The sequence below is a fragment of the Frankia sp. R43 genome (assembly GCF_001306465.1).
Lineage (GTDB): Bacteria > Actinomycetota > Actinomycetes > Frankiales > Frankiaceae > Parafrankia > Parafrankia irregularis.
On sequence record NZ_LFCW01000009.1, the window covers coordinates 56,040 to 75,849 of the forward strand.

At 74.5% G+C, this 19,810-nt stretch carries 14 protein-coding genes; 6 read left to right on the forward strand and 8 right to left on the reverse strand.

Features of this window, described 5'->3' with window-relative positions:
• Positions 1-46: 46 nt before the first annotated feature.
• Positions 47-1,090 carry a low specificity L-threonine aldolase gene (locus ACG83_RS32330; protein ID WP_054570066.1) on the forward strand — a complete coding sequence of 348 codons (1,044 nt, stop codon included), beginning with the start codon at positions 47-49 and terminating at the stop codon, positions 1,088-1,090.
• 140 nt (positions 1,091-1,230) lie between these two features.
• Here ACG83_RS32330 and ACG83_RS32335 read toward each other — a convergent pair whose 3' ends face one another.
• Together ACG83_RS32335 and ACG83_RS32340 are read right to left on the reverse strand one after the other, a co-directional pair.
• Positions 1,231-2,148, reverse strand: coding sequence for a class II glutamine amidotransferase (locus ACG83_RS32335; protein WP_054570067.1), 918 nt, complete (start codon positions 2,146-2,148; stop codon positions 1,231-1,233).
• Positions 2,149-2,559: 411 nt separating this feature from the next.
• Positions 2,560-2,874 (reverse strand): protealysin inhibitor emfourin, encoded by a 315-nt coding sequence (locus ACG83_RS32340; protein ID WP_235498326.1) that lies wholly within the window; start codon positions 2,872-2,874, stop codon positions 2,560-2,562.
• A 146-nt stretch (positions 2,875-3,020) separates the two neighbouring features.
• Here ACG83_RS32340 and ACG83_RS32345 point away from each other — a divergent pair, with 146 nt between their 5' ends.
• The 3 genes from ACG83_RS32345 (at position 3,021) to ACG83_RS32355 (ending at position 10,187) form a co-directional block, all read left to right on the forward strand.
• Positions 3,021-5,564: a protein kinase gene (locus ACG83_RS32345; RefSeq protein WP_235498356.1), complete on the forward strand. Its 2,544-nt coding sequence runs from the start codon at positions 3,021-3,023 to the stop codon at positions 5,562-5,564.
• Positions 5,565-5,654: 90 nt separating this feature from the next.
• Positions 5,655-7,910 carry a serine/threonine-protein kinase gene (locus ACG83_RS32350; protein ID WP_054570069.1) on the forward strand — a complete coding sequence of 752 codons (2,256 nt, stop codon included), beginning with the start codon at positions 5,655-5,657 and terminating at the stop codon, positions 7,908-7,910.
• Between the two features lie 12 nt (positions 7,911-7,922).
• Positions 7,923-10,187 carry a serine/threonine-protein kinase gene (locus ACG83_RS32355; protein ID WP_054570070.1) on the forward strand — a complete coding sequence of 755 codons (2,265 nt, stop codon included), beginning with the start codon at positions 7,923-7,925 and terminating at the stop codon, positions 10,185-10,187.
• Positions 10,188-10,407: 220 nt separating this feature from the next.
• On the opposite strand, the gene ACG83_RS32360 is transcribed toward ACG83_RS32355, so the two are convergent.
• The 5 genes from ACG83_RS32360 to ACG83_RS32380 all read right to left on the reverse strand — a co-directional run bounded on the left by ACG83_RS32360 (position 10,408) and on the right by ACG83_RS32380 (position 15,987).
• The gene (locus ACG83_RS32360; protein WP_054570071.1) at positions 10,408-11,649 is read right to left on the reverse strand and encodes an RCC1 domain-containing protein; all 1,242 of its coding nucleotides are present in this window, start codon (positions 11,647-11,649) and stop codon (positions 10,408-10,410) included.
• A 208-nt stretch (positions 11,650-11,857) separates the two neighbouring features.
• Complete coding sequence (locus tag ACG83_RS32365; protein ID WP_054570072.1) at positions 11,858-13,090, reverse strand: RCC1 repeat- and reductase domain-containing protein; 1,233 nt, start codon at positions 13,088-13,090, stop codon at positions 11,858-11,860.
• A gap of 126 nt (positions 13,091-13,216) precedes the next feature.
• Positions 13,217-14,002: a Clp protease N-terminal domain-containing protein gene (locus tag ACG83_RS32370; RefSeq protein WP_054570073.1), complete on the reverse strand. Its 786-nt coding sequence runs from the start codon at positions 14,000-14,002 to the stop codon at positions 13,217-13,219.
• A gap of 108 nt (positions 14,003-14,110) precedes the next feature.
• Entirely contained in the window at positions 14,111-14,971 is an 861-nt protein-coding gene (locus ACG83_RS32375; protein WP_054570074.1) for an ABC transporter permease, read from the reverse strand.
• Entirely contained in the window at positions 14,971-15,987 is a 1,017-nt protein-coding gene (locus tag ACG83_RS32380; RefSeq protein ID WP_054570075.1) for an ATP-binding cassette domain-containing protein, read from the reverse strand. Before ACG83_RS32380 ends, ACG83_RS32375 begins: the two co-directional genes overlap by 1 nt.
• A 115-nt stretch (positions 15,988-16,102) precedes the next feature.
• Here ACG83_RS32380 and ACG83_RS32385 point away from each other — a divergent pair, with 115 nt between their 5' ends.
• Positions 16,103-16,708 (forward strand): TetR/AcrR family transcriptional regulator, encoded by a 606-nt coding sequence (locus ACG83_RS32385; RefSeq protein ID WP_054570076.1) that lies wholly within the window; start codon positions 16,103-16,105, stop codon positions 16,706-16,708.
• A 56-nt stretch (positions 16,709-16,764) separates the two neighbouring features.
• Positions 16,765-18,444 carry a hypothetical protein gene (locus ACG83_RS32390; RefSeq protein WP_054570077.1) on the forward strand — a complete coding sequence of 560 codons (1,680 nt, stop codon included), beginning with the start codon at positions 16,765-16,767 and terminating at the stop codon, positions 18,442-18,444.
• A 50-nt stretch (positions 18,445-18,494) separates the two neighbouring features.
• Here ACG83_RS32390 and ACG83_RS32395 read toward each other — a convergent pair whose 3' ends face one another.
• Positions 18,495-19,760 (reverse strand): EAL domain-containing protein, encoded by a 1,266-nt coding sequence (locus tag ACG83_RS32395; protein WP_054570078.1) that lies wholly within the window; start codon positions 19,758-19,760, stop codon positions 18,495-18,497.
• Between the last annotated feature and the right edge of the window lie 50 nt (positions 19,761-19,810).

The window sequence follows — 19,810 nt, forward strand, 5'->3', positions numbered from 1 at the left end:
CAGGTGCCGTCGCGGGGCCGCGCGGCGGACGCTAGCGTCGGAGACCGTGAGCGTCGATCTGCGCAGTGACACCGTGACCCGTCCCACCCCCGGCATGCGCCGGGCGATGGCCGAGGCCGAGGTCGGTGACGACGTCTACCGCGAGGACCCGACCGTGCGGGAGTTGGAGGAGCACGCCGCCGGGCTGCTCGGGCACGAGGCGGCCCTGTTCGTCCCGAGCGGCACGATGGGCAACTTCTGCGCGCTGCGCGCCGGCGCCCCGGTCGGCACGGAGATCATCGCGGACACCGAGGCCCACATCGTGACCTACGAGCTGGGTGGGCTCGCCGCCCTCGGCGGCGTGCAGACCCGCACCCTCACCGGGCTCGCCGACACCCTGGAGCTGGCCGCCGTCGAGGCGCAGCTGCGGGCCTTCCCGGGCGGGGGCACCTACAACATGGTGCGCACCAGCGTGCTGGCGGTGGAGAACACCCGGGCCCGCGACGGCGGGCTGGTGTGGCCGCTGGAACGCCTGGACGCGGTGCGCGCCATCACGTCCGCCGCCGGGGTGGCGCTGCACTGCGACGGCGCCCGGCTGTGGAACGCCGCGGTCGCCCAGGACATCCCACCGCGCCGCCTCGGGGAGATGTTCTCGACGCTGTCGGTGTGCCTGTCCAAGGGCCTGGGGGCGCCGGTGGGATCGCTCGTCGTCGGCGACACCGACCACGTCGAACGGGCCCGGGAGTGGCGCAAGCGCCTCGGCGGGGGGATGCGCCAGGCCGGCGTGCTCGCCGCCGCGGGCCTGTACGCGCTGCGCCACCACGTGGCGCGCCTCGCCGACGACCACCGCCGCGCCGGCGACCTGGCGGCGACGCTGGCGGCCGCGGCCCCCGGGCGGGTCGACCCGGAGCGCACCGAGACGAACATGGTGCTCCTCGACGTCCCGGACGCCGGTGCGTTCGCGGCCCAGGCGGCGGCCGGCGGGGTGCTCGTCGGCGCCGCGGGCCCGGCCAAGGTCCGCATCGTCGCCCATCTCGACGTCGACGACGAGGCGATCGCGCACGCCGGGAAGGTGCTGGCTCCGCTGCTGGCCGACCTCCCCGCGGTCTAGATCCCCCGGCCGGCCCGCGGCCCCGTCGCACCACACCGCTGGCCCCATCGCGCCGCTGGCTCCGCTGCATCGCCATCGCCATCGCCATCGCCGTCGCCGCTCCGCCCGCGCGACCGACCGCCCGGTGGCCTGTCGGTCGCCTATCGGGTCCCCGCCTGGGAGGCGGTGTCCGCCCCCTCGGCCCGCCGGCCGGCCGTCTGGGACGCGGCCGCCTCGGGGCGCAGGTCGGCGAGGGTGAGCGGGTGCGCCGGCGGGTCGGGCAGCGCGATCCGGGTCGTCGTGATCCGGCCGGGCAGCACCCGGAGCAGCTCACCGGGGCGCAGCGCCCGCCAGTCGGGATGTTCGTCCATCGGCTCGCTGGCCACCACCGCGGAGGCGACGGTCGCCAGGTCGCTGGAGCGGACCCGGGTGGTGCCGGCGGCGTCGACGTGGTCGAGGGGCCGGCCACCGTGATGCCCACCGGCTCCGCGGCGCAGCAGGAACAGGGTGTTGGTGTCGGGATAGCGCAGCGCCCACAGCTCCCGCGGTGTGGTGAGCACCAGGTTGATGCTGTAGACGGGGAGGTTCGCGGCCACCCAGCGGGCCGCCGTGGTGATGCCGCGCCCGATGTCACCGCCGGCGTTCGTGATCTCGGCGGTGATCAGGGCGAAGAACCGCTCGGAGTCGGTGTCCCCGGCGACGGTGCGCATCGCCGCCGACCCGAGCCGGGATTCCAGCCGGTCCAGCCCCTCGATGACCCCGTTGTGGGCGAACAGGCGTCCCTGCTGGCAGAACGGATGGGTGTTCGCCGTGGTCCGCCGCCCGGTCGAGGCATGTCGGACGTGCGCCACGAACGTCGTGGACGTCCGGTGCCGCGCCTGCGCGGCGAAGTCGTGATCCTCCCAGGCGGCGAGCGGCTGACGGAAGACGTCGGGCGTCCCGTCGGCGGCGAAGACCCCCAGGCCGGTGCCGTCGGGGTTGCGGTGGCTCTGCACGTCCAGACTGTCGGGAGCGTCGAGCAGCCAGAAGGTCGCGCGGGCCCGGTCGGGGGCGCTGGTGAGCCCCAGAAGTCGGCACATGTCCTGCAGGCCCCCGTCCGTCGGTGGTCGCCGGCCACTCAGGGGGCCGCTGGCGTCACCTGTGGTGTGCCCGGCACGGCCGCCCGCCGAACGGGAGGCTGCCTGCTCGGCGGGTGCCGTAAGTAATTCGCATCAGGGGCGATGAAAGGACGCAGAGCGCAGAGTCCGGTTCGGCGAGTCGCAATAATGAAGGATTTTGTCGTTCCGACGACCAAAATCCTTCTTGCTTTCGAGTCGCCGAGGGAACATCTGCCCCATTTGCCCATCTCCAGGAGAATGGCCGGTGCCGCCGGATGGCGCGGGATCCACGGGTGGGTGGCTGTGCGGGTGGGGTTCGCATGCCGTCGACACGGCTCTCCTCGGGCCCGCCCTTTCGGAATCACTCGCCCTGATGGAATCGGTGCGGTTACGTCAGGCGCGGGGGCGGCGGGCGGTGATCTGCTCGGTCAGGGGACGCAACGCCGCCGGCAGCCGGGACTCACCCACGACGACCGTCTGGTCGAGCCCGGCGCCGTCGCGGAACCGGAACGTGTACTGGAAGGCGTCGGGGCGCTGCGACCCCGGTGCCTGAGGTGGCGCCTGCCGGTCGCCGGCGAGAGCGGTGAGGGCCGCCTCGGCCTGGCGGGCCACCCCCGCGTCGAGGTCGGTGGTGTCGACGTCGGCGCGCCGGATCAGCCCGGCGACACCGCCACTGCGTTCGATGTCCACCCGCACCCGTCCGATCATGCCCGCCAGCGGACCGTTGTGCGACCCGCTGCGCTAGCATCCGGCACCACACCGGAGGGTAGATATCGGGCAGCGAGGGGCGATCGCGACCAGCTCGGTCGGATCGTGCCGCGAGACGGCAACCGGGAGGTCGGTCAGTGCCGATCATGGATCGGGCCCGGGTGGCCGCGGCGCTGCCGGGCTACGACCTCGGTCGGGAGCTGGGCGCGGGTGCCTTCGGCCTGGTGCTCGCCGCGCGGCGGACGTCCGCCGCACCACCGGGGTCCGCCGCGTCGGGGGACGTCCCCGCGGGGCTCCCGAGGCCGGCGTTGGATGAGGACATCCGGGATGTGGCGGTCCGGATCCTTGATCTGGAGCTGCCCGCGGGCACCGGCCCCGCCGCGGGACCCGACCCGGCCACCGCACATCTGGGCACGGCACATCCGGGTACGGCGCACCCGACCGCCGGGCAGCCGCCGGCGCCGCCGGCCGAGGCCGATCCGGCCTCCGACGCGCGGATCCTGACCCGGCTCGCCCATCCGCACCTGTGCCGGCTGCTGGACATCGTGCTGGCCGACGGGCTGCGCCTGCTGGTCAGCGAGCTGCTGCCCGGCGGCACCCTGGCCCGCCAGAGCCTGACCCCGCCGGCGGCCTGCGCGGTCGCGGTGGCGGTCGCGGACGGGCTGATGCACGCGCACGCCGCCGGGGTCCTGCACCGCGACGTGAAGCCGGCGAACATCCTCTTCACCGCCGACGGCCGGCCGGTGCTCACCGACGTGGGGGTGGTCGGCCTCGTCGACGGAACTCCGCTGGCCACCGGACGGATCGTCGGCACGGCCCAGTACATGGCCCCCGAGCAGATCACCGGCGGGCGGCTGGTGCCGGCCACCGACGTCTACGCGCTCGCCGCCACCCTCTACGAGCTGCTGACCGGTGCCCCGCCCTTCGGTGCCGGGCTGACCGTGCCGGAGCTGTTCCTGCACCACTGCGAGGTGCCGGCGCCGCCGGCGGCGGGGGTGGCGCCACCGGTGGCGGCGGTGCTGGCGCGGGCGCTGGCCAAGGACCCGGGGCAGCGCCACCGGGGTGCCGGGCAGTTCGCGGTGGACCTGGGCCTGGCCGCCCAGGCGGCGTACGGCCCGGACTGGATGGACCACGCGGACGTCCGGCTGCTGGTCAGCACGGGCCTGCGCGGCTCGCGGCCCGCCGACGGCCTCGACCGGGCGAGCCCGGCTCCAGCCAGCCAGATCCCGGCTGAGCCGGATCCGGCGCAGCGCACCACCCGGCTGGGGACCGGGCCACATCCGCTCGGTGCCGCGCCGCCCGCGGTGGCGCTGGTCGCACCGGGCGGTGATCCGGCCGGGCCGCCGCCGGGGGTGGGGGATTCCCCCGCACGTGGGCCTCGCGGATCAGGACCCGCCCCGTCGGCAGACGCGGTGGCGATGGCCGGCCGCGGTGATTCGGGCGCCGCCGGTTCCGGTGCCGACATCGACGGCGACCTGCGGGGGCAGTCCTGGACCCGGCGGGTCGCGATCCTCACCGCGGCCGCGGTGACCGTCGCCGGTGTCGCGGCCGCGCTCACGATCCCGCTGTCCGAGCGTGGGGGGCAGACCGTGGTCGAGGCGACCGCGACCAGGCCGCCCAGCGGTCCGGGAACGGCCGCGCCGGCAGCGCCGGATCCGCCGCTGCCCTCGCCGCCGCCGTACGCGGTGACGACGGTGGCGGGCACGGGCACAGCCGGCTACGGCGGTGACGGCGGGCCCGCCGCGGCGGCGTCGGTCAATGCGCCGTTCGGCCTGGTCGCCGACCGGGCGGGCAACGTGTACGTCGCCGACTCCGGGAACAACCGGGTCCGGCGCATCGCACCGGACGGCACGATCGTGACCGTCGCCGGGACCGGCGTGAAGGGCTTCGCCGGCGACGGCGGGCCGGCCGTCGACGCGCAGCTGTACCAGCCGTCCGCGGTGACGCTGGACCGTGACGGCGGCCTGCTCATCGCCGACACCTTCAACCAGCGGATCCGCCGGGTGGACGCGGCCGGGATCATCACGACCGTGGCCGGCAACGGGGAGCACTCCTTCTCGGGCGACGGTGGTCCGGCGACCGCGGCGGCGCTGTGGTACCCCGGCGGTGTCGCCGTCGACGGCAACGGCACGGTCTTCATCGCCGACACCGCCAACAACCGGATCCGCCGGGTCGGCTCCGACGGGATCATCACCACGCTGGCCGGCCAGGACGGGGAGGGCTCGTTCGGCGATGGCGGTCCGGCGTCCAGGGCGCTGCTGGCCTTCCCGCTCGCGGTGGCCCTGGACCGGTTCGGCCGGCTCTACATCGCCGACACCAGCAACAACCGGATCCGCCGCATCGGCCTGGACGGAAGGATCGAGACGGTGGCCGGCAACGGGCGCCCGGGCCTGTCCGGCGACGGCGGGCCGGCGACGAAGGCGACGTTGCGGTCCCCGCGCGGGGTCACGGTCGACGCGGCCGGCACCATCTACATCACCGACCGCACCAACCGGCGGGTCCGCCGGGTCGACGCCGCCGGGGTGATCACGACGGTCGCGGGCACGGCCCGCCCGGGCCGGGTCGAGGGTGTGGACCCGGCCGCGCTGAGCCCGGACGGGCAGGTCGCGCTGGACCCGTCCGGGGATCTGGTGGTCTCCGATCGGCGCCGCAACCTGGTGCTGCGGGTGGACCTGACCGGCGCGGGCTGACCGGAACCGAACGCTGACCAGCGTGCGGCGCTGACCAGCGCCGCGCACACACCGAGCACGGGCATTCGAGGACGAGGACGGGAGGCTGGGGTGCCAGTCGTCGACCGTGGCCGGGTGGCCGCGGCGCTGCCGGGTTACGCGATCGGCGCGGAGCTGGGATCGGGCGCGTTCGGCCTCGTCCTCGCCGGCTACCACTCCGAGCTCGACCGCCGCGTCGCGATCAAGGTGCTGACCAGCCCGGACGCCGGCGCGGCCGCGGAGTTCCGGACCGAGGCGCGGCTGCTGAGCCGGCTGGATCATCCCCACATCGTGCGGACCTACGACTACGTCATGCGCGGGGACCTGTGCCTGCTGGTGATGGAGATGCTCTCCGGGGGCACCCTCGCGCACCGCGCGCTGGCGCCCGAGGCGGCCTGCGCGGTGGCGCTGGCCGTCGCCGACGCGCTGGCCCACGCCCACGACCACGGGGTGGTGCACCGCGACATCAAGCCGGCGAACATCCTGTTCACCGACGACGGCCAGCCGAAGATCACCGACTTCGGCATCTCGAAGGTGCTCGAAGGCTCGGCCTCCACCGCCAGCCGGGTGGTGGGCACACCGCGCTACATGGCACCGGAGCAGATCACCGGCGACCGGCTCGGGCCGGCCACCGACCTGTACGCGCTCGGTGTCGTGCTCTACGAGCTGTTCACCGGCACCCGGCTGGCACCACCCGCGCTGGCGCTGCCGGTGCTGCTGCGCCATCACACCGACGTGACCCCGCCGCCGCCCCCGGGTGTGCCGGCCGAACTGGGCGCGGTGCTCATGCGCTGCCTGGCCAAGCGGCCGGAGCTGCGCTATCCCAGCGCGCACGCGTTCGCCTACGATCTCGCCCAGGCCGCGACGGCGGTGTTCGGGCGGCACTGGCTGGACCGGGCCGGGCTCCCGATCCACCTCGCGGCGGACATCCGCGAGGTGACGACGCGGCGGCCGGCCAGCGCCCGGCGGGCCGCCGGGCGCGCGAGGGCCACCGGCGTCAACCGTGCCGGCAGCGGCGGTGCGGGTGTGGACGTGGGTGCGGCGTCGACGGGCGGCGGGTCCCGGACCACCACCAGAACCCGGTCCCAGGCCCGCGCCGGGGTGCCGGCGGCGCTGACGGTGCTCGCCCTGGTGTTGGGCCTGGCCGCCGGCGGCGGTGTCGGCTGGGCCGTGTGGGGCCAGCCGGAACCGGCGACACCGCCGCCGGCCACCCCGCCACCGGCCTGGCAGCCGACGCTGGCCGCGGGTGCGATCGCGGCGGTGTTCGGGGCCGGCTCGGACGGGTTCTCCGGCGACGGCGGACCGGCCACCCAGGCCGAGTTCGACTCCGCCCGGGACCTGACCATCGACAGCGCGCGCGGGGTCATCTACGTCGCGGACACCGAGAACAACCGGATCCGCCGGATCGACCGCACCGGCCGGATCAGCACCGTCGCCGGCAACGGCACGGCCGGCTTCGACGGCGACGGCGGCCCGGCGACGAGCGCCTCGCTCCAGGAGCCGTCCGGTGTGGTGGTGGCCCCGGACGGCACCCTGTTCATCGCGGACAACGGCAACCACCGCATCCGCCGGGTGGGGACCAACGGGATCATCACCACCATCGCCGGCCAGAGCGACAGCGGCTTCGCCGGTGAGGTGAGCGAGGACGGACTGATCTTCGCGGGGGACGGGCTGCCGGCGGTGGACGCCAAGCTGAACAACCCGAACAGCCTGCTGCTGGACGACGACGGCAGCCTGCTGGTCGCGGACGGGACGAACCAGCGGATCCGGCGCATCGGCCTGGACGGGATCATCACCACCGTCGCGGGCACCGGCGCGGACGGCGACACCCTGGTCGGCCCCGGCGACGGCGGTGACGGCGACGGTGACGGGGGCCCGGCGACCGCGGCGACGCTGAGCTATCCGTGCGCGCTCGCCCGCGGCCCCGACGGCAGCATCTACCTGGTCGACCAGGACAACTTCCGGCTGCGCCGGATCGACCCCGCGGGGCGGATCAGCACCGTCGCCGGCACCGGTGACGCCGGCTTCTCCGGTGACGGCGGGCCGGCGACCCGCGCGAAGATCAGCACGGTCGGCGCCGACGTCGCGGTGGACCCGACCGGCACGATCTACCTGTCCGACCCGGCCAACAGCCGGGTGCGGCGGATCACCCCCGACGGGATCATCACCACGATCGCCGGCACGGGCGTGGCCCAGTACTCCGGCAACGGCGGCCCGGCGGTCGAGGCCGAACTGGTCTACCCGGGCGGGCTGGACCTGGACGGGACCGGGATCCTCTACGTCACCGACGCCGTCGACGGCCGGGCCCGCGCCCTGCGGGTCCGGTAGGGCGGACGGGTCATGCCTGCCGTCGACCGGGCCCGCATCGCCCGGGCGCTGCCCCGCTACACCCTCGGTGAGCAGCTCGGTGCCGGATCGTTCGGCCTGGTCCTCGCCGGGCATCACCTCGACCTCGACCGCGCGGTCGCGATCAAGGTGGTGCCGGCGGCGTCGGCGGCCGAGTTCCGCGACGAGGCCCGGATCCTGAGCCGCCTGGACCATCCACACATCGTGCGGATCCACGACTATGTCGTGCTCGACGACCTGTGCCTGCTGATCATGGAGATGCTGGGGGGCGGCACCCTGGCCCAGCACCGGCACCGGCTGTCCGCCGAGGCGACGCTGGCCGTGGGCGCGGCGGTCGCCGACGGGCTGGCCCACGCCCACGCCCACGGCGTTCTGCACCGCGACATCAAGCCGGACAACATCCTGTTCACCGCGGCCGGGCAGCCCAGGATCACCGACTTCGGGATCGGCCGGATCCTCGACGGCGCGCCCGGAACCGTCAGCCAGGCAGCCGGCACCCCGCGGTACATGGCACCGGAGCAGATCACCGGCGGGCGGGTCGGGCCGGCGGCGGACCTCTACGCGCTCGGCGTCGTGCTCTACGAGCTGGTGTCGGGCCGGCCGGTGTTCGACGCGGGGCTGTCGGTGCCCGAGTTGCTGCGTCATCAGTGTGAGGTGGATCCGCCGGTACCCCCCGGGGTGCCACCGGCGGTCTGTGACGTCATCCTGCGGGCGTTGGCGAAGGATCCGGCGCGGCGTCCGCCGGACGCGGCCGCGTTCGCCCGGGCGATCAGCGCCGCCGCGACCGAGGTCTTCGGGCCGGACTGGCAGGCCCGCTCGGGCCTGGTGCTCGCCCTCACCGAATCGGCACGGTCCACGGCGCAGGCCCGGCTCGGCCCCGTCACGCGGTTCGCCCCGCCGCGTGCCCCGGTCGAGCCCGCCGGGGCGGGCGCCTCCGCGTCCCCGCCGCCCGGACCATCCCCGACCGCGGAAGCGCCCGGGCCCGTGCCTGCGGCGCCGGGGCCACGGTCGGCACACCCGGACCAGCCCGGGCCTGCGCGGCCGGAGCGACCGGAGCCGCGCAACCTGTTCGAGGGGACGCGCTACGCCCCGCGGGGCGGCCGCGCCGCCCGCCGCGGCCGTGGCCGGGTGCTGGCGGTGACCGCGATGGTCGCGGCCGTCGTGCTCGCGACGGTGGGCGTGGTCGGGCTGGTCGTCACCCGCGGCACGGGCTCCGAGCCGCCGCCCGTCGCGACCGGCACCGACCCGGGCCCGGCTCCGTCCGCACCAGTCCTTCCGCTGCGGCTGGACGAGGTCCGGGCCTGGGCAACCGGGCCCGCGGCGAAGGGCGGGGGGTTCTACGTCGTGGACCGGGCCGGTCTGCGGGTGCTGTGGCTGGACCTCGACGGAACGCTGTCCGCCGTCGCGGGCACGGGTGTGGCCGGTTCCATCGGGGACGGCGGGCCGGCGACCGCGGCCCGGCTGCGGGGCGTGAGTGACGTGGCGGTCGCTGCCGACGGCTCGGTGTTCCTCGCCGACAGCGGCAACGGGCGAATCCGCCGGATCGGCCCGGACGGTGTGATCACCACCGTGGCCGGTGGGGGTGAGCGGGTGGCCGCCGACGGCGCGCGGGCCACCGAGGTCTCGCTGTCGCTCGCGTCCGGCCCGATCGCCGTCGACACCGACGGCACGCTGTATCTCGCCGGGGCTGGCCGGCTCTTCCGGCTCGACCAGGCCGGTGTGCTTCATCTGGTCGGGCGCACCGAGCAGGCGGGCGGGGACGTCGAACCGTCACCGGGCCAGCCGCCGGTGCGGGTCGTGGGGCAGAGCATCGGCGATGTCGAGGCCCGCGACGGGCGGCTGTACGTCGTCGACTACTCCGCTGGCCGGGTTCAGATGCTCGAACCGGACGAACCGGTGCGCACGCTGGCCGGCGGCGGGCCCGCGGGGTTCGCCGGTGACGGCGGGCCGGCGACGGCCGCCGGGCTGATGCTGGCCAGCGGTCCGTCGTCGCTGGCGCTGGACCCGGTGGGGAACCTGTTCTTCCCCGAGCCGTCCGCGTACCGGGTGCGCCGGGTCGACATCCGCGGTGTGATCACCACGGTGGCGGGCACCGGCGAGTACGGCTCCGACGGGGACGGTGGTCCCGCCACCGCGGCCCGGCTGGCCAGCCCGGCGCGGGTAGCCGTCGATTCGACGGGCGTGCTCTACATCGGTGAGGTCCGCACCGCCATCCGCCGCGTCGGCCTGGACACCGTGATCAGCACCGTTCACGACTGACATCCACGGCGGTGACGGCCCTGCGGGGCGCCCGTGACCGAGTCGCGCTCCACCCCGCGGCGTGCTCTACTCGGGGGGCTGTGACGACTGTCGGTCGGGTCGGTCGGGCTGACGGTGGGGGAACACGGCCGCGGCCGAGGTGACGTCCCGGGTCACCTCGGCCGCGCCGGCTGATGTGGTGCTACTGCGCGGTTGTGTTCCGGTCGTGCCTGTTCGTGTCCTAGAACCCGCTGCTGACGATGGCGTAGCCGTCGAAGAGGCCACCCGAGATGGCCCGGACGTCGCCCAGGCCGGGGATCGGGAGCGGCACGGAGCTCTGGGGCACCGAGGGGTTGCCGTTGCCGAGCTGGCCGACGTTGTTGACGCCCCAGGCGAAGGCGGTGCCGTCCCAGCGCAGGGCGTAGACGGTGCTGGCGCCGGCGGCGATGGCGACGGCGCCGACGAGGCCGGTCTCCCCGGTGACGGGGACCGGGAGCAGGCTGGGGGTGAGGGTGCCGTTGCCGAGCTGGCCGACGGCGTTGGCGCCCCAGGCCCAGACGGTGCCGTTCTCGTCCAGGGCGTAGGCGACGCCGGCGCCGGCGGCGATGCGGCGGATCTTGGTCAGGTTGAGGACGGGCCCGGGTGTCAGGCTGGGGGTGAGGGTGCCGTTGCCGAGCTCGCCCGACGGGTTGTCACCCCACGCCCAGACGGTGCCGTCGCGGCGCAGTGCGTAGGCGCTGGCGTTGCGGGCGGTGATCGCGCGGATGTCGCTGAGGCCGACGATCTGGATCGGCAGTGGGCTGCTGGCGATGGGCTGGCCGTTGCCGAGCTGGCCGGCGCCGTTGGCGCCCCAGGCCCACACGCTCCCGTCGCGGCGCAGCGCGTAGGCGGTGCTGCCGTCGGCGGCGATGGCACGGATGCCGGTCAGGCCGACGACCTGGACGGGGATCGTGCTGCTGGCGATGGGCTGGCCGTTGCCGAGCTGGCCGAGGGTGTTGGCGCCCCAGGCCCAGACGGTGCCGTCGCTGCGCAGCGCGTAGCCGTTGCCGTCGGTTCCGGCGGCGATGGCGCGGATGTCGGTCAGGCCGGCGACCTGGACGGGCACGTTGCTGTTGATGACGGTGCCGTTGCCGAGCTGGCCGAGGGTGTTGAGGCCCCAGGCCCAGACGGTGCCGTCGCTGTGGAGCGCGTACCCGGCGCCGTAGCCGCCCGCGATGGCGCGGACGTCGTCGAGGCCGGTGAGGTCGGTGACCGGTACGGGGCTGAAGCTGGGAGTGGGGCTGGTGGTGCCGTTGCCGAGCTGGCCGGCGTCGTTGAGGCCCCAGGCGCGGGCCGTGTAGGTCGGTGGCGCGAACGCGTACTCCGCCTCGGCGGAGGGGCCGTCCGGCTTGGGTGCTGCGCTGGCGGCGGTGGGCAGTGCCACCGCGCCGGCTGCGGCCAGCACCACCGCCCATGTTCCGATTCGCCGCTGTTGACTGGGCATCTCCGCTCCTCCGTGCCGGCGGGCGTCACTATGAGCACCCGGCGGACACGGACAGTAGTCGCGTGACCTGTTCAGTCATCCAGCTTGTTTAAATGTTCGCTATGCCGCGTGTCGACGGCCGGAACCGGGGCCGAGGTGACGTCCCGGGCCACCTCGGCCCCGCCGGCTGTGCGCGCAGGCGACCTGTGCGGCTGTGGTCGGCGGTGGGCTAGAACCCGGCGCCGACGATGGCGTAGCCGTCGAAGAGGCCGCCCGCGATGGCCCGGACGTCCTGCAGGCCCGGGATCGGCAGCGGAGTGGTGCTGCTGGGCACGGCGGGGTTGCCGTTGCCGAGCTGGCCGAGGCCGTTGTTGCCCCAGGCGAAGGCGGTGCCGTCCCAGCGCAGGGCGTAGACGCTGTTGGCGCCGGCGGCGATGGCGACGGCGCCGACGAGGCCGGTCTGCCCGGTGACGGGGATGGGCAGCGAGCTGGGGGCGTTGGAGCCGTTGCCGAGCTGGCCGACGGTGTTGCCGCCCCAGGCCCAGACGGTTCCCGTCTCGTCCAGGGCGTAGGCGCTGTCGACGCCGGCGGCGATGCGGCGGATCTTGGTCAGGTTGAGGACGGGCGTGGGCACCAGGCTGGTGGCGTTGGTGCCGTTGCCGAGCTGGCCGACGCCGTTCTCGCCCCAGGCCCAGACGGTGCCGTCGCTGCGCAGGGCATACGCGCTGTTGTCGCGGGCGGCGATGGCCCGGATGCCGCTGAGGCCGAGGAGCTGGATCGGCAGCGGGCTGGGTGTGGTGGTGCCGACGCCGAGCTGGCCGAAGGTGTTGAGGCCCCAGGCCCACACGCTCCCGTCACGGCGCAGCGCGTAGGCCGCGCCGCCGTCCGAGGCGATGGCGCGGATGCCGGTCAGGCCCAGCACCTGGACGGGGACAGTGCTGCTGGCGATGGCCTGGTTGATGCCGAGCTGACCGGCGGAGTTGTCGCCCCAGGCCCAGACGGTGCCGTCGCTGCGCAGCGCGTAGCCGTTGCCGTTGCTCCCGGCGGCGATGGCGCGGATGTCGGTCAGGCCGGCGACCTGGACGGGCACGTTGCTGTTGATGACGGTGCCGTTGCCGAGCTGGCCGACGTTGTTGAGGCCCCAGGCCCAGACCGTCCCGTCGCCGTTGAGCGCGAACCCGGAGCCGGCGCCGCCCGCGATGGCGCGGACGTCGTCGAGGCCGGTGAGGTCGGTGACCGGCACGGGGCTGAAGCTGGCCGCGCCGGTGGTGCCGTTACCCAGCTGCCCGAAGGTGTTGTGCCCCCAGGCCCGGGCCGCGTACGACGGGGGCGCGAACGCGTACTCCGCCCCGGGCAGCTCGGCGGTGGTGGGCGCCGCGCTCGCCGCCGCGGGCAGTGCCACCGTGCCGGCTGCGGCCAGCACCACCGCCCAGGTTCCGATCCGCCGCTGTCGACTTGGCATCTGCGCGCCTCCGTACTGGTGGGTGTCACTCTTGAACCCCGACGAGCACGGAGAGTAGTGGTGAGACCTGTTCGACTATTCAGCTTGTTTAAATGTTCGCTATGCCGCGTGTTGGCGACGGCCCCCTCAGGGCCGTGCCTCCGGCGTGGGATCCGGTGCGGCGGTGGCGGTGGCGGTCGTGCCGAGGGCGGCGAGGGCGAGCAGCCGGCGGAGGTGGGCCTCCGCGCCCGGCTTGGTGACGCCCAGTGACGCCAGGGGCCCGGTGCTGTCCTCCAGCTCCAGCAGCGCGAGCAGGATGTGCTCGGTGCCGACGTAGTTGTGATCCAGCCGCAGCGCCTCGCGGAAGGTCAGCTCGAGCGCCTTCTTCGCGCGCCCGTCGAAGGGGATGAGGTCGGGTACCTGCGCGACGGGCGGTGGCAGGATCGCGGTCGCGGCCTCGCGCACGGCGGCGAGGGGGGCGCCCTGGGCGACGATCGTCGCGGCGCCGAGCCCGGCGGGGTCGGCGAGCAGGCCGAGCAGCAGATGCTCCGCGGCGATCTCGGCGTTGCCGGCGGCCCGCGCCTCGTTCTGCGCGGCGACCACGGCGTTGCGGGCCCGCTGGGTGTAGCGGCCGAAGCCCTGTGCCGGGTCGAGGCTTTCCGGCTCGCCGGGCTCCTTGGGGACGAACCGCTTCTGCGCGGCCTGCTTGGTGACGCCCATGCTGCGGCCGATCTCCGTCCAGGAGGCGCCGGAACGGCGGGCCTGGTCGACGAAGTGGCCGATCAGATGGTCGGCCACGTCGCCGAGGTGGTCGGCGACCAGCACGGCACCGGACAGCTGCTGGAGGGCGTCGGCGTGGGTCTTCTTGATCGCGGCGATCAGGTCGTCGAGGCGGACGCTGTTACTGAGGGTGGTCGGGTCGATGTCTGTCATGGCGTCAACTCTAGGTTGACGATCGATTGGCGTCAACCCGAAGTTGACGCCAATCGATCTCTGTCGCCCCCGTCCGCCCCGGAGCGTCGTCGGTCGGTGGTGCGAGTGTCAGTCGGTGGTGCGACGCCGGTAGAGGGCGACCGCCAGCGGCGCGCACACCGCGACGATGGCCACCGACCAGAGCACCGCGGCCAGGACCGGATGCTGCATGGGCCAGGCGTGGGAGGCCGCGGACGGGTTCGGGTTGCCGAACAGGTCTCGGGCCGCCGCGGTCACCGCGCTGACCGGGTTCCATTCGGCTATCGCCCGCACCACGCCCGGCATGCCCGCGGTCGGCACCATCGCGTTCGACACGATCGCCAGCGGGAACAGCAGCACCAGCGCGATCGACTGGGCGCTCTCCGGCCCCTCGCTGACCATGCCCAGGCAGGCCGTGCCCCAGGCCAGCGCGTAGCTGAACAGCAACGGGATCGCGAGCGCGCCGACGAACCCGGCCACCGAGGTCTCCGGCCGCCAGCCGATCGCCAGGCCCGTCAGCAGCACGATCGACATGCAGACCGCGGCCGCGAGCACGTCCGACAGCGAACGGCTGACCAGGACGGCGGCCCGCCACATCGGCAGGGTCCGGAACCGGTTGACCGCGCCGGTGCGCAGGTCGTTGCTCAGCCCGACCGCGGTGCCCATCGCCGAGGTGGTGAGGTTGAGCGCGACCAGCCCGGGGATCGCGAAGTCCTTGTAGTCGCCGCCGGTGACGCTCACCCCGCCGCCGAGGACGTAGACGAACAGCAGGGTGAACAGCACCGGCTGCACGGTGATGTCGGACAGCTGCAGCGGCTCGCGGGCGATGTGCACCAGGTTGCGTCGGGTGAGCACGACGACATTGCGCACCGCCCGGCTGACGGCGCCGGTCCGCGCCGGCGCGGCGAGGGCCCCCACCGGGCCGCCCGTGGTGATCGTGAGCTCGGACATCAGGCCACTCCTACCGGGCTCGTGGTGCGGACGTCGTCGGGACGGCTGTCGGGATGGTTGCCGGGACGGCCGTTCGAACCGCGCTCGGAGGCGGCGTCCGGGGTGCCGGTGAGCGCGAAGAACACGTCGTCGAGGGACGGTGCGTGCACGACGACGTCATCGACCAGTGCCCCGACGCCGTCCAGGGCCCGGATGACCGCGGTCGCCACGCCCGAGCCGCCGCGCACCGCCGCGCGCAGCCGCCGCCCGCCCTCGTCGATGTCGACGCGGCCCTCGACGAGGGGGTGCAGCGCCGCCGCCGCGCCGGCATGGGCGGCGGAGAGGGTGATCTCCAGGCGGTGGCCGCCGATCGTGGTCTTGAGCTCGTCGGCGGTGCCGCGGGCGACGACCCGCCCGTGGTCGATCACGACGATGTGGTCGGCGAGCGCGTCGGCCTCCTCCAGGTACTGCGTCGTCAGCAGGATCGTGGTGCCCGCGGCCACCAGGTCGCGCACGACCTCCCACATCCGCGCCCGGCTGGCCGGGTCCAGGCCGGTGGTCGGCTCGTCGAGGAACAGCACGGCCGGTCGCGCCACCAGGCTCGCGGCCAGGTCGAGGCGGCGGCGCATGCCGCCCGAGTAGCCCCTGAGCACGCGGTCGGCGGCGTCGGTCAGCTCGAACCGCGCCAGCAGCTCGCCGGCGCGGTCGGCGGCGGCCCGCGAGCGCAGGCCGCTGAGCTCGGCGATCATCCGCAGGTTCTGCCGGCCGGTCAGCGCCTCGTCGAGGGTGGCGTCCTGGGCGGTGACCCCGATGCGGCGCCGCACCTCGCCCGCCTGGGCCACCACATCGAACCCGGCCACGCTGGCCCGGCCGGTGTCCGGACGGGCCAGCGTGGTCAGGATGCGCACCGCGGTGCTCTTGCCCGCCCCGTTCGGGCCGAGCACGCCGAGGATCGTCCCCGCGGGGACGTGCAGGTCGACCCCGGCCAGGGCCTGGGTGTCGCCGTAGCGTTTCGTGAGGCCGGTGGCCTCGATCATCGTCTGGTCCACGTGGGTCGCCCCCGACTAGTCAATAACTTGCCGACAGGTAAGATGAAACTTACTTGCCGCAAGGTAAGCAACATCAGGTCGCCGCGTCAAGTAGGTTGGGATCATGCCCAGACCCCCCGCGCCGGCAGCAGGGGAGAAGAGCACCCGGGAACGGATCCTCGACGTCGCTCTCGAGCTGTTCACGCACTCCGGCTACGAGGCGGTGTCGCTGCGTGAGATCGCGCAGCGGCTGAACATCACCAAGGCCGCGCTGTACTACCACTTCGCCAGCAAGGACGACATCCTGCTGGCGCTGCACCTGCGGTTGCACGAGCTGGGGCGGGCCGGCTTCGAGGACCTGGAGGCCGACCTCGCCAGCCCCGACCGGTGGCCGGCGGCGCTGGACCTGATCGTCGGCGCCATGCTCGCCAACCGGACGCTGTTCCTGTTCCACATGCGCAACCACCACGCGATCGAGCGGTTGCCCGACCACCACGGCCAGGGCGGCAGCCACTCCGATCTGCAGGAGCGCCTCCTGCGGATCCTGTCCAACGACGAGGTGCCGATCGAGCGGCGGGTCCGGCTGGCCTGCGCCCTCGGCGCGATCGTCGGAGGCTTCCTGCTCGGCAGCGAGGTGTTCGCCGGGGTCGGCGACGAGGACCTCGGCGTCATGGTCCGCGCCACGGTTGGTGACCTCATGCGCCCGGCCGTGCCCCACCCGCCCTCCTGACCACTCGCGGTGCCGTCCTGGCGACGCCGCATGGTCGCTCGTGTCACGATCAGGTCGTGACGGCAGGCGAGGAACCGCCGACAACGAGCCGCCGGCGCTTTCTGGACACGACCCTGCGACTGACGGCGTCCGGCGCGTTCACCGCCGTCGCGGGAACCCTGGCCGCCGGCTGTGACGGGTCCGGCGCCGCGGACGGTGCCGCCGGCGCCGGCGGGCGTGCCGTGACAGGCGCGGACGCGGTGCGGCGGCCGTTCGCCACCGGCGCGCCGGGGCCGGTCACCGCGCAGGACCTCGTCGACGCCGACACGCTGTGGAGCTGGGTCGACCGGATGACCGCGGTGGGGCCCCGGCACACCGGGTCGGCCGCGCACCGCGGCCACATCGACGACCTCGAGCGTCAGCTGCGCGGCTACGGCCTCACCGTGACCCGTCATCCGACCCGGCTGGCGCAGTGGCTGGCCGGGCGATGGTCACTGCAGGTGACGGATGCCGGCGGAACCGCCTGGACGCTTCCGGTCGCCTCCTACCGGCCGTGCTCCGGTGAGACCGGGCCGGCCGGAGTGACCGGCCCGGTGGTCGACCTGGGCCCCGGTGACGAGGCGGCCTACCAGGCCGCCGCCGGCGACTCCGCGGATGCTGGTGCCTCTGCCGGAGCTGGTGGCGGTGGCGGTGCGGCGGGGCCGCTCACCGGGGCGGTGGTCGTCGTCGACGCACCGATCGCCCGGCTGCGCGCCTCGGTGCTCACCGATCTCGCCTACGCGGTGCATCCCCCCACCGCCCGCGCCGAGTTCGCGCAGGAGGACTACTCCCGCGTCTGGCTGGGGGTGCCACCGGCCCCCGACCTGGCCACCGCCCGTGCCCACGGCGCCGTCGCCATGATCGAGATCTCTGGTCAGAGCCCGGCGCTGGCCGCCGGCCAGTACACCCCGCACCAGCAGGAGCACGCCGGGCTGCCGGCCCTGCGGCTGGACCGGGAGTCCGGCGCCCGGCTGCGCGCGCTGCTGGCCCGCGGCCCCGCCCGGGCCACACTCGTGCTCACGGCGGACCGGCGCGAGACCACGGTGGACTACCTGCTCGCCCGGCTGCCGGGCGCCGGACCGCCCGGCACCCGTGCGGGCACCGTCCTCGTCGCGACCCACACCGACGGGCAGAACGCCGTCGAGGAGAACGGCGGACCCGCGCTGTGCGCGCTCGCCGAGTACTTCAGCCGATTCCCGGCCGCCACGCGGTCCCGTGACCTGCTGTTCATGTTCTCGCCGAACCACATGACCGCCGACGGCGCCACCGTCAAACCCGATGCCTGGCTGCGGGCCCACCCCGAGATCACCGCCGGGGTGGAGATGGCGCTCGTCGCCGAGCACCTGGGCACTCTCGGCTGGGACGACCAGGGCGGCACCGGCCCCTACCGGGCGACCGGGCGCACCGAACCGGTCGCGGTCGCCGTCGGCAACAGCGACACGCTGCGCACCCTGGCGCAGGACGAGGTCCGCACCAGCGGCCTGGCCCGCGCCGGTATCCAGAAGCCCTTCCAGAACGGCCTGTACGGGGAGGGCACCTTCGCCTACCGGCTGGGCATCCCCACCATCGCGATGATCACCGGCCCGGCGTACCTGCTGCAGGTCGCCCCGGGCGGCAACCTCGACAAGCTCGACCGCGCCCTGCTGCACCAGCACACGGTCTTCCTGGCCAGCCTGCTCCACCGGATGATGGAGCTGCCCGGCGGCATCCCGCGCTAGGCCCGCACCCGTGCTGGCCCGCGACGCTTCGGATCCCGGAGCGCGCACCTTCAGCGCGCCGGCGCCGGGCCCGGGCGGAACAGGCCTGGGGTGGGGGAGCAGGCGGCGCGCAGGGTGCGGGCCGGGCGGCCGAGCAGGTAGCCCTGGCCGAAGCCGATACCGATCTCGGTGGCCGTCCGCAGCTCGGCGGTGGACTCGATGCCCTCCGCGATGACCTGGCCGCCGATCTCCCGGGCGACACTCACGATGGCGGCCGCGACGGCGCGCCGCGCGGGGTCGACGTCCATCAGGTGGGTGATCAGATAGTCCAGTTTGACGATCTCGGGGCGTAGCTGGATGAGCTGCTCGAGCCCGGCGTAGCCGGTGCCGGTGTCGTCCACCGCGATGCGGGTGCCCAGCGAGCGCAGCGCCTGGATGTCGCGCATGACCACCGGGTCGGTGCTGAAGTACTCGTGCTCGGTGATCTCCACGATGACCCGGTCGCAGGCCCCGAACGACCGGAGCAGCCCCAGCAGGCCGGAGGCGATCGTCGCCGGTGCGGCGTTCAGTGACAGCGCCACCGAGGGCGGCAGGCCCGGCAGCGCGGTGAGCGCGTGGCGGATCGCCGCCAGCTCCAGCTCGGTGCCCAGGCCCACCTGGGCGGCGACCTTGAACCAGCCTTCCGGGTCACGGTGCGAGTCGGGGAACCGGGACAGCGCCTCGACCCCGGCGATGCTGCCGTCGGCGAGGCTGACCACCGGCTGGAACACGATCTGGGGCCCGCCGTCGTCGATCAGGTCGCTGATGATCCGGGAGAGGTGGCTGCGGGACTCCCACACCCGGCGCAGATCGATCACCGCGTCGCGCAGGAACGCCGCCAGCAGGTCGACGAACTGCCCGTCCCGGGGCCGCAGGTGCTGCCGCGGCTGCCGCCCGAGGCAGCCGACGAGCCCGTAGACCTCGTCGTCGTTGTCGTAGACCAGCGCCGCCGCGTACGAGCCGATGCCGAGCCCCTGCACGATCGGTGCCTGGGCGGTGCGCCGGTCGGCCTGGGTGTCCGGGATGACGATCGGGGCGTCGTGCGCGAGCGCGGTGGGATAGAGCGCGGCGTGGCGGCGGACGGTGCTGCCCGGCGCGAGCCCGAAGGCGGCCGGGTCACCGTCGAAGACCTGCAGGAGCAGGCACTGCTCGTCGAGCCGGCCGAGGAACGCGACGTCCATCGCCAGGTGCCGGCGCAGGACGCCCAGCAGATCGGCCACCGCGGGATCGGCCTGGATCTGCTCCGTACCGGGGTCCAGTGGTCTCGCCGGGCCCACCGGTGACGCCGTGCGCGCCATGGCACCACTCCCTCGCGCCACTGGTCGGCGCCTGCTGCTCCTGCGCCTGC

Bases quoted from the DNA above. Each gene is read 5' to 3' on its own strand.
- ACG83_RS32335 (WP_054570067.1), bottom strand. From the start codon at position 2,148: ATGTGCCGACTTCTGGGGCTCACCAGCGCCCCCGACCGGGCCCGCGCG.
- ACG83_RS32340 (WP_235498326.1), bottom strand. From the start codon at position 2,874: ATGATCGGACGGGTGCGGGTGGACATCGAACGCAGTGGCGGTGTCGCC.
- ACG83_RS32345 (WP_235498356.1), top strand. From the start codon at position 3,021: ATGGATCGGGCCCGGGTGGCCGCGGCGCTGCCGGGCTACGACCTCGGT.
- ACG83_RS32355 (WP_054570070.1), top strand. From the start codon at position 7,923: ATGCCTGCCGTCGACCGGGCCCGCATCGCCCGGGCGCTGCCCCGCTAC.
- ACG83_RS32360 (WP_054570071.1), bottom strand. From the start codon at position 11,649: ATGCCCAGTCAACAGCGGCGAATCGGAACATGGGCGGTGGTGCTGGCC.
- ACG83_RS32365 (WP_054570072.1), bottom strand. From the start codon at position 13,090: ATGCCAAGTCGACAGCGGCGGATCGGAACCTGGGCGGTGGTGCTGGCC.
- ACG83_RS32370 (WP_054570073.1), bottom strand. From the start codon at position 14,002: ATGACAGACATCGACCCGACCACCCTCAGTAACAGCGTCCGCCTCGAC.
- ACG83_RS32375 (WP_054570074.1), bottom strand. From the start codon at position 14,971: ATGTCCGAGCTCACGATCACCACGGGCGGCCCGGTGGGGGCCCTCGCC.
- ACG83_RS32380 (WP_054570075.1), bottom strand. From the start codon at position 15,987: ATGATCGAGGCCACCGGCCTCACGAAACGCTACGGCGACACCCAGGCC.
- ACG83_RS32385 (WP_054570076.1), top strand. From the start codon at position 16,103: ATGCCCAGACCCCCCGCGCCGGCAGCAGGGGAGAAGAGCACCCGGGAA.
- ACG83_RS32395 (WP_054570078.1), bottom strand. From the start codon at position 19,760: ATGGCGCGCACGGCGTCACCGGTGGGCCCGGCGAGACCACTGGACCCC.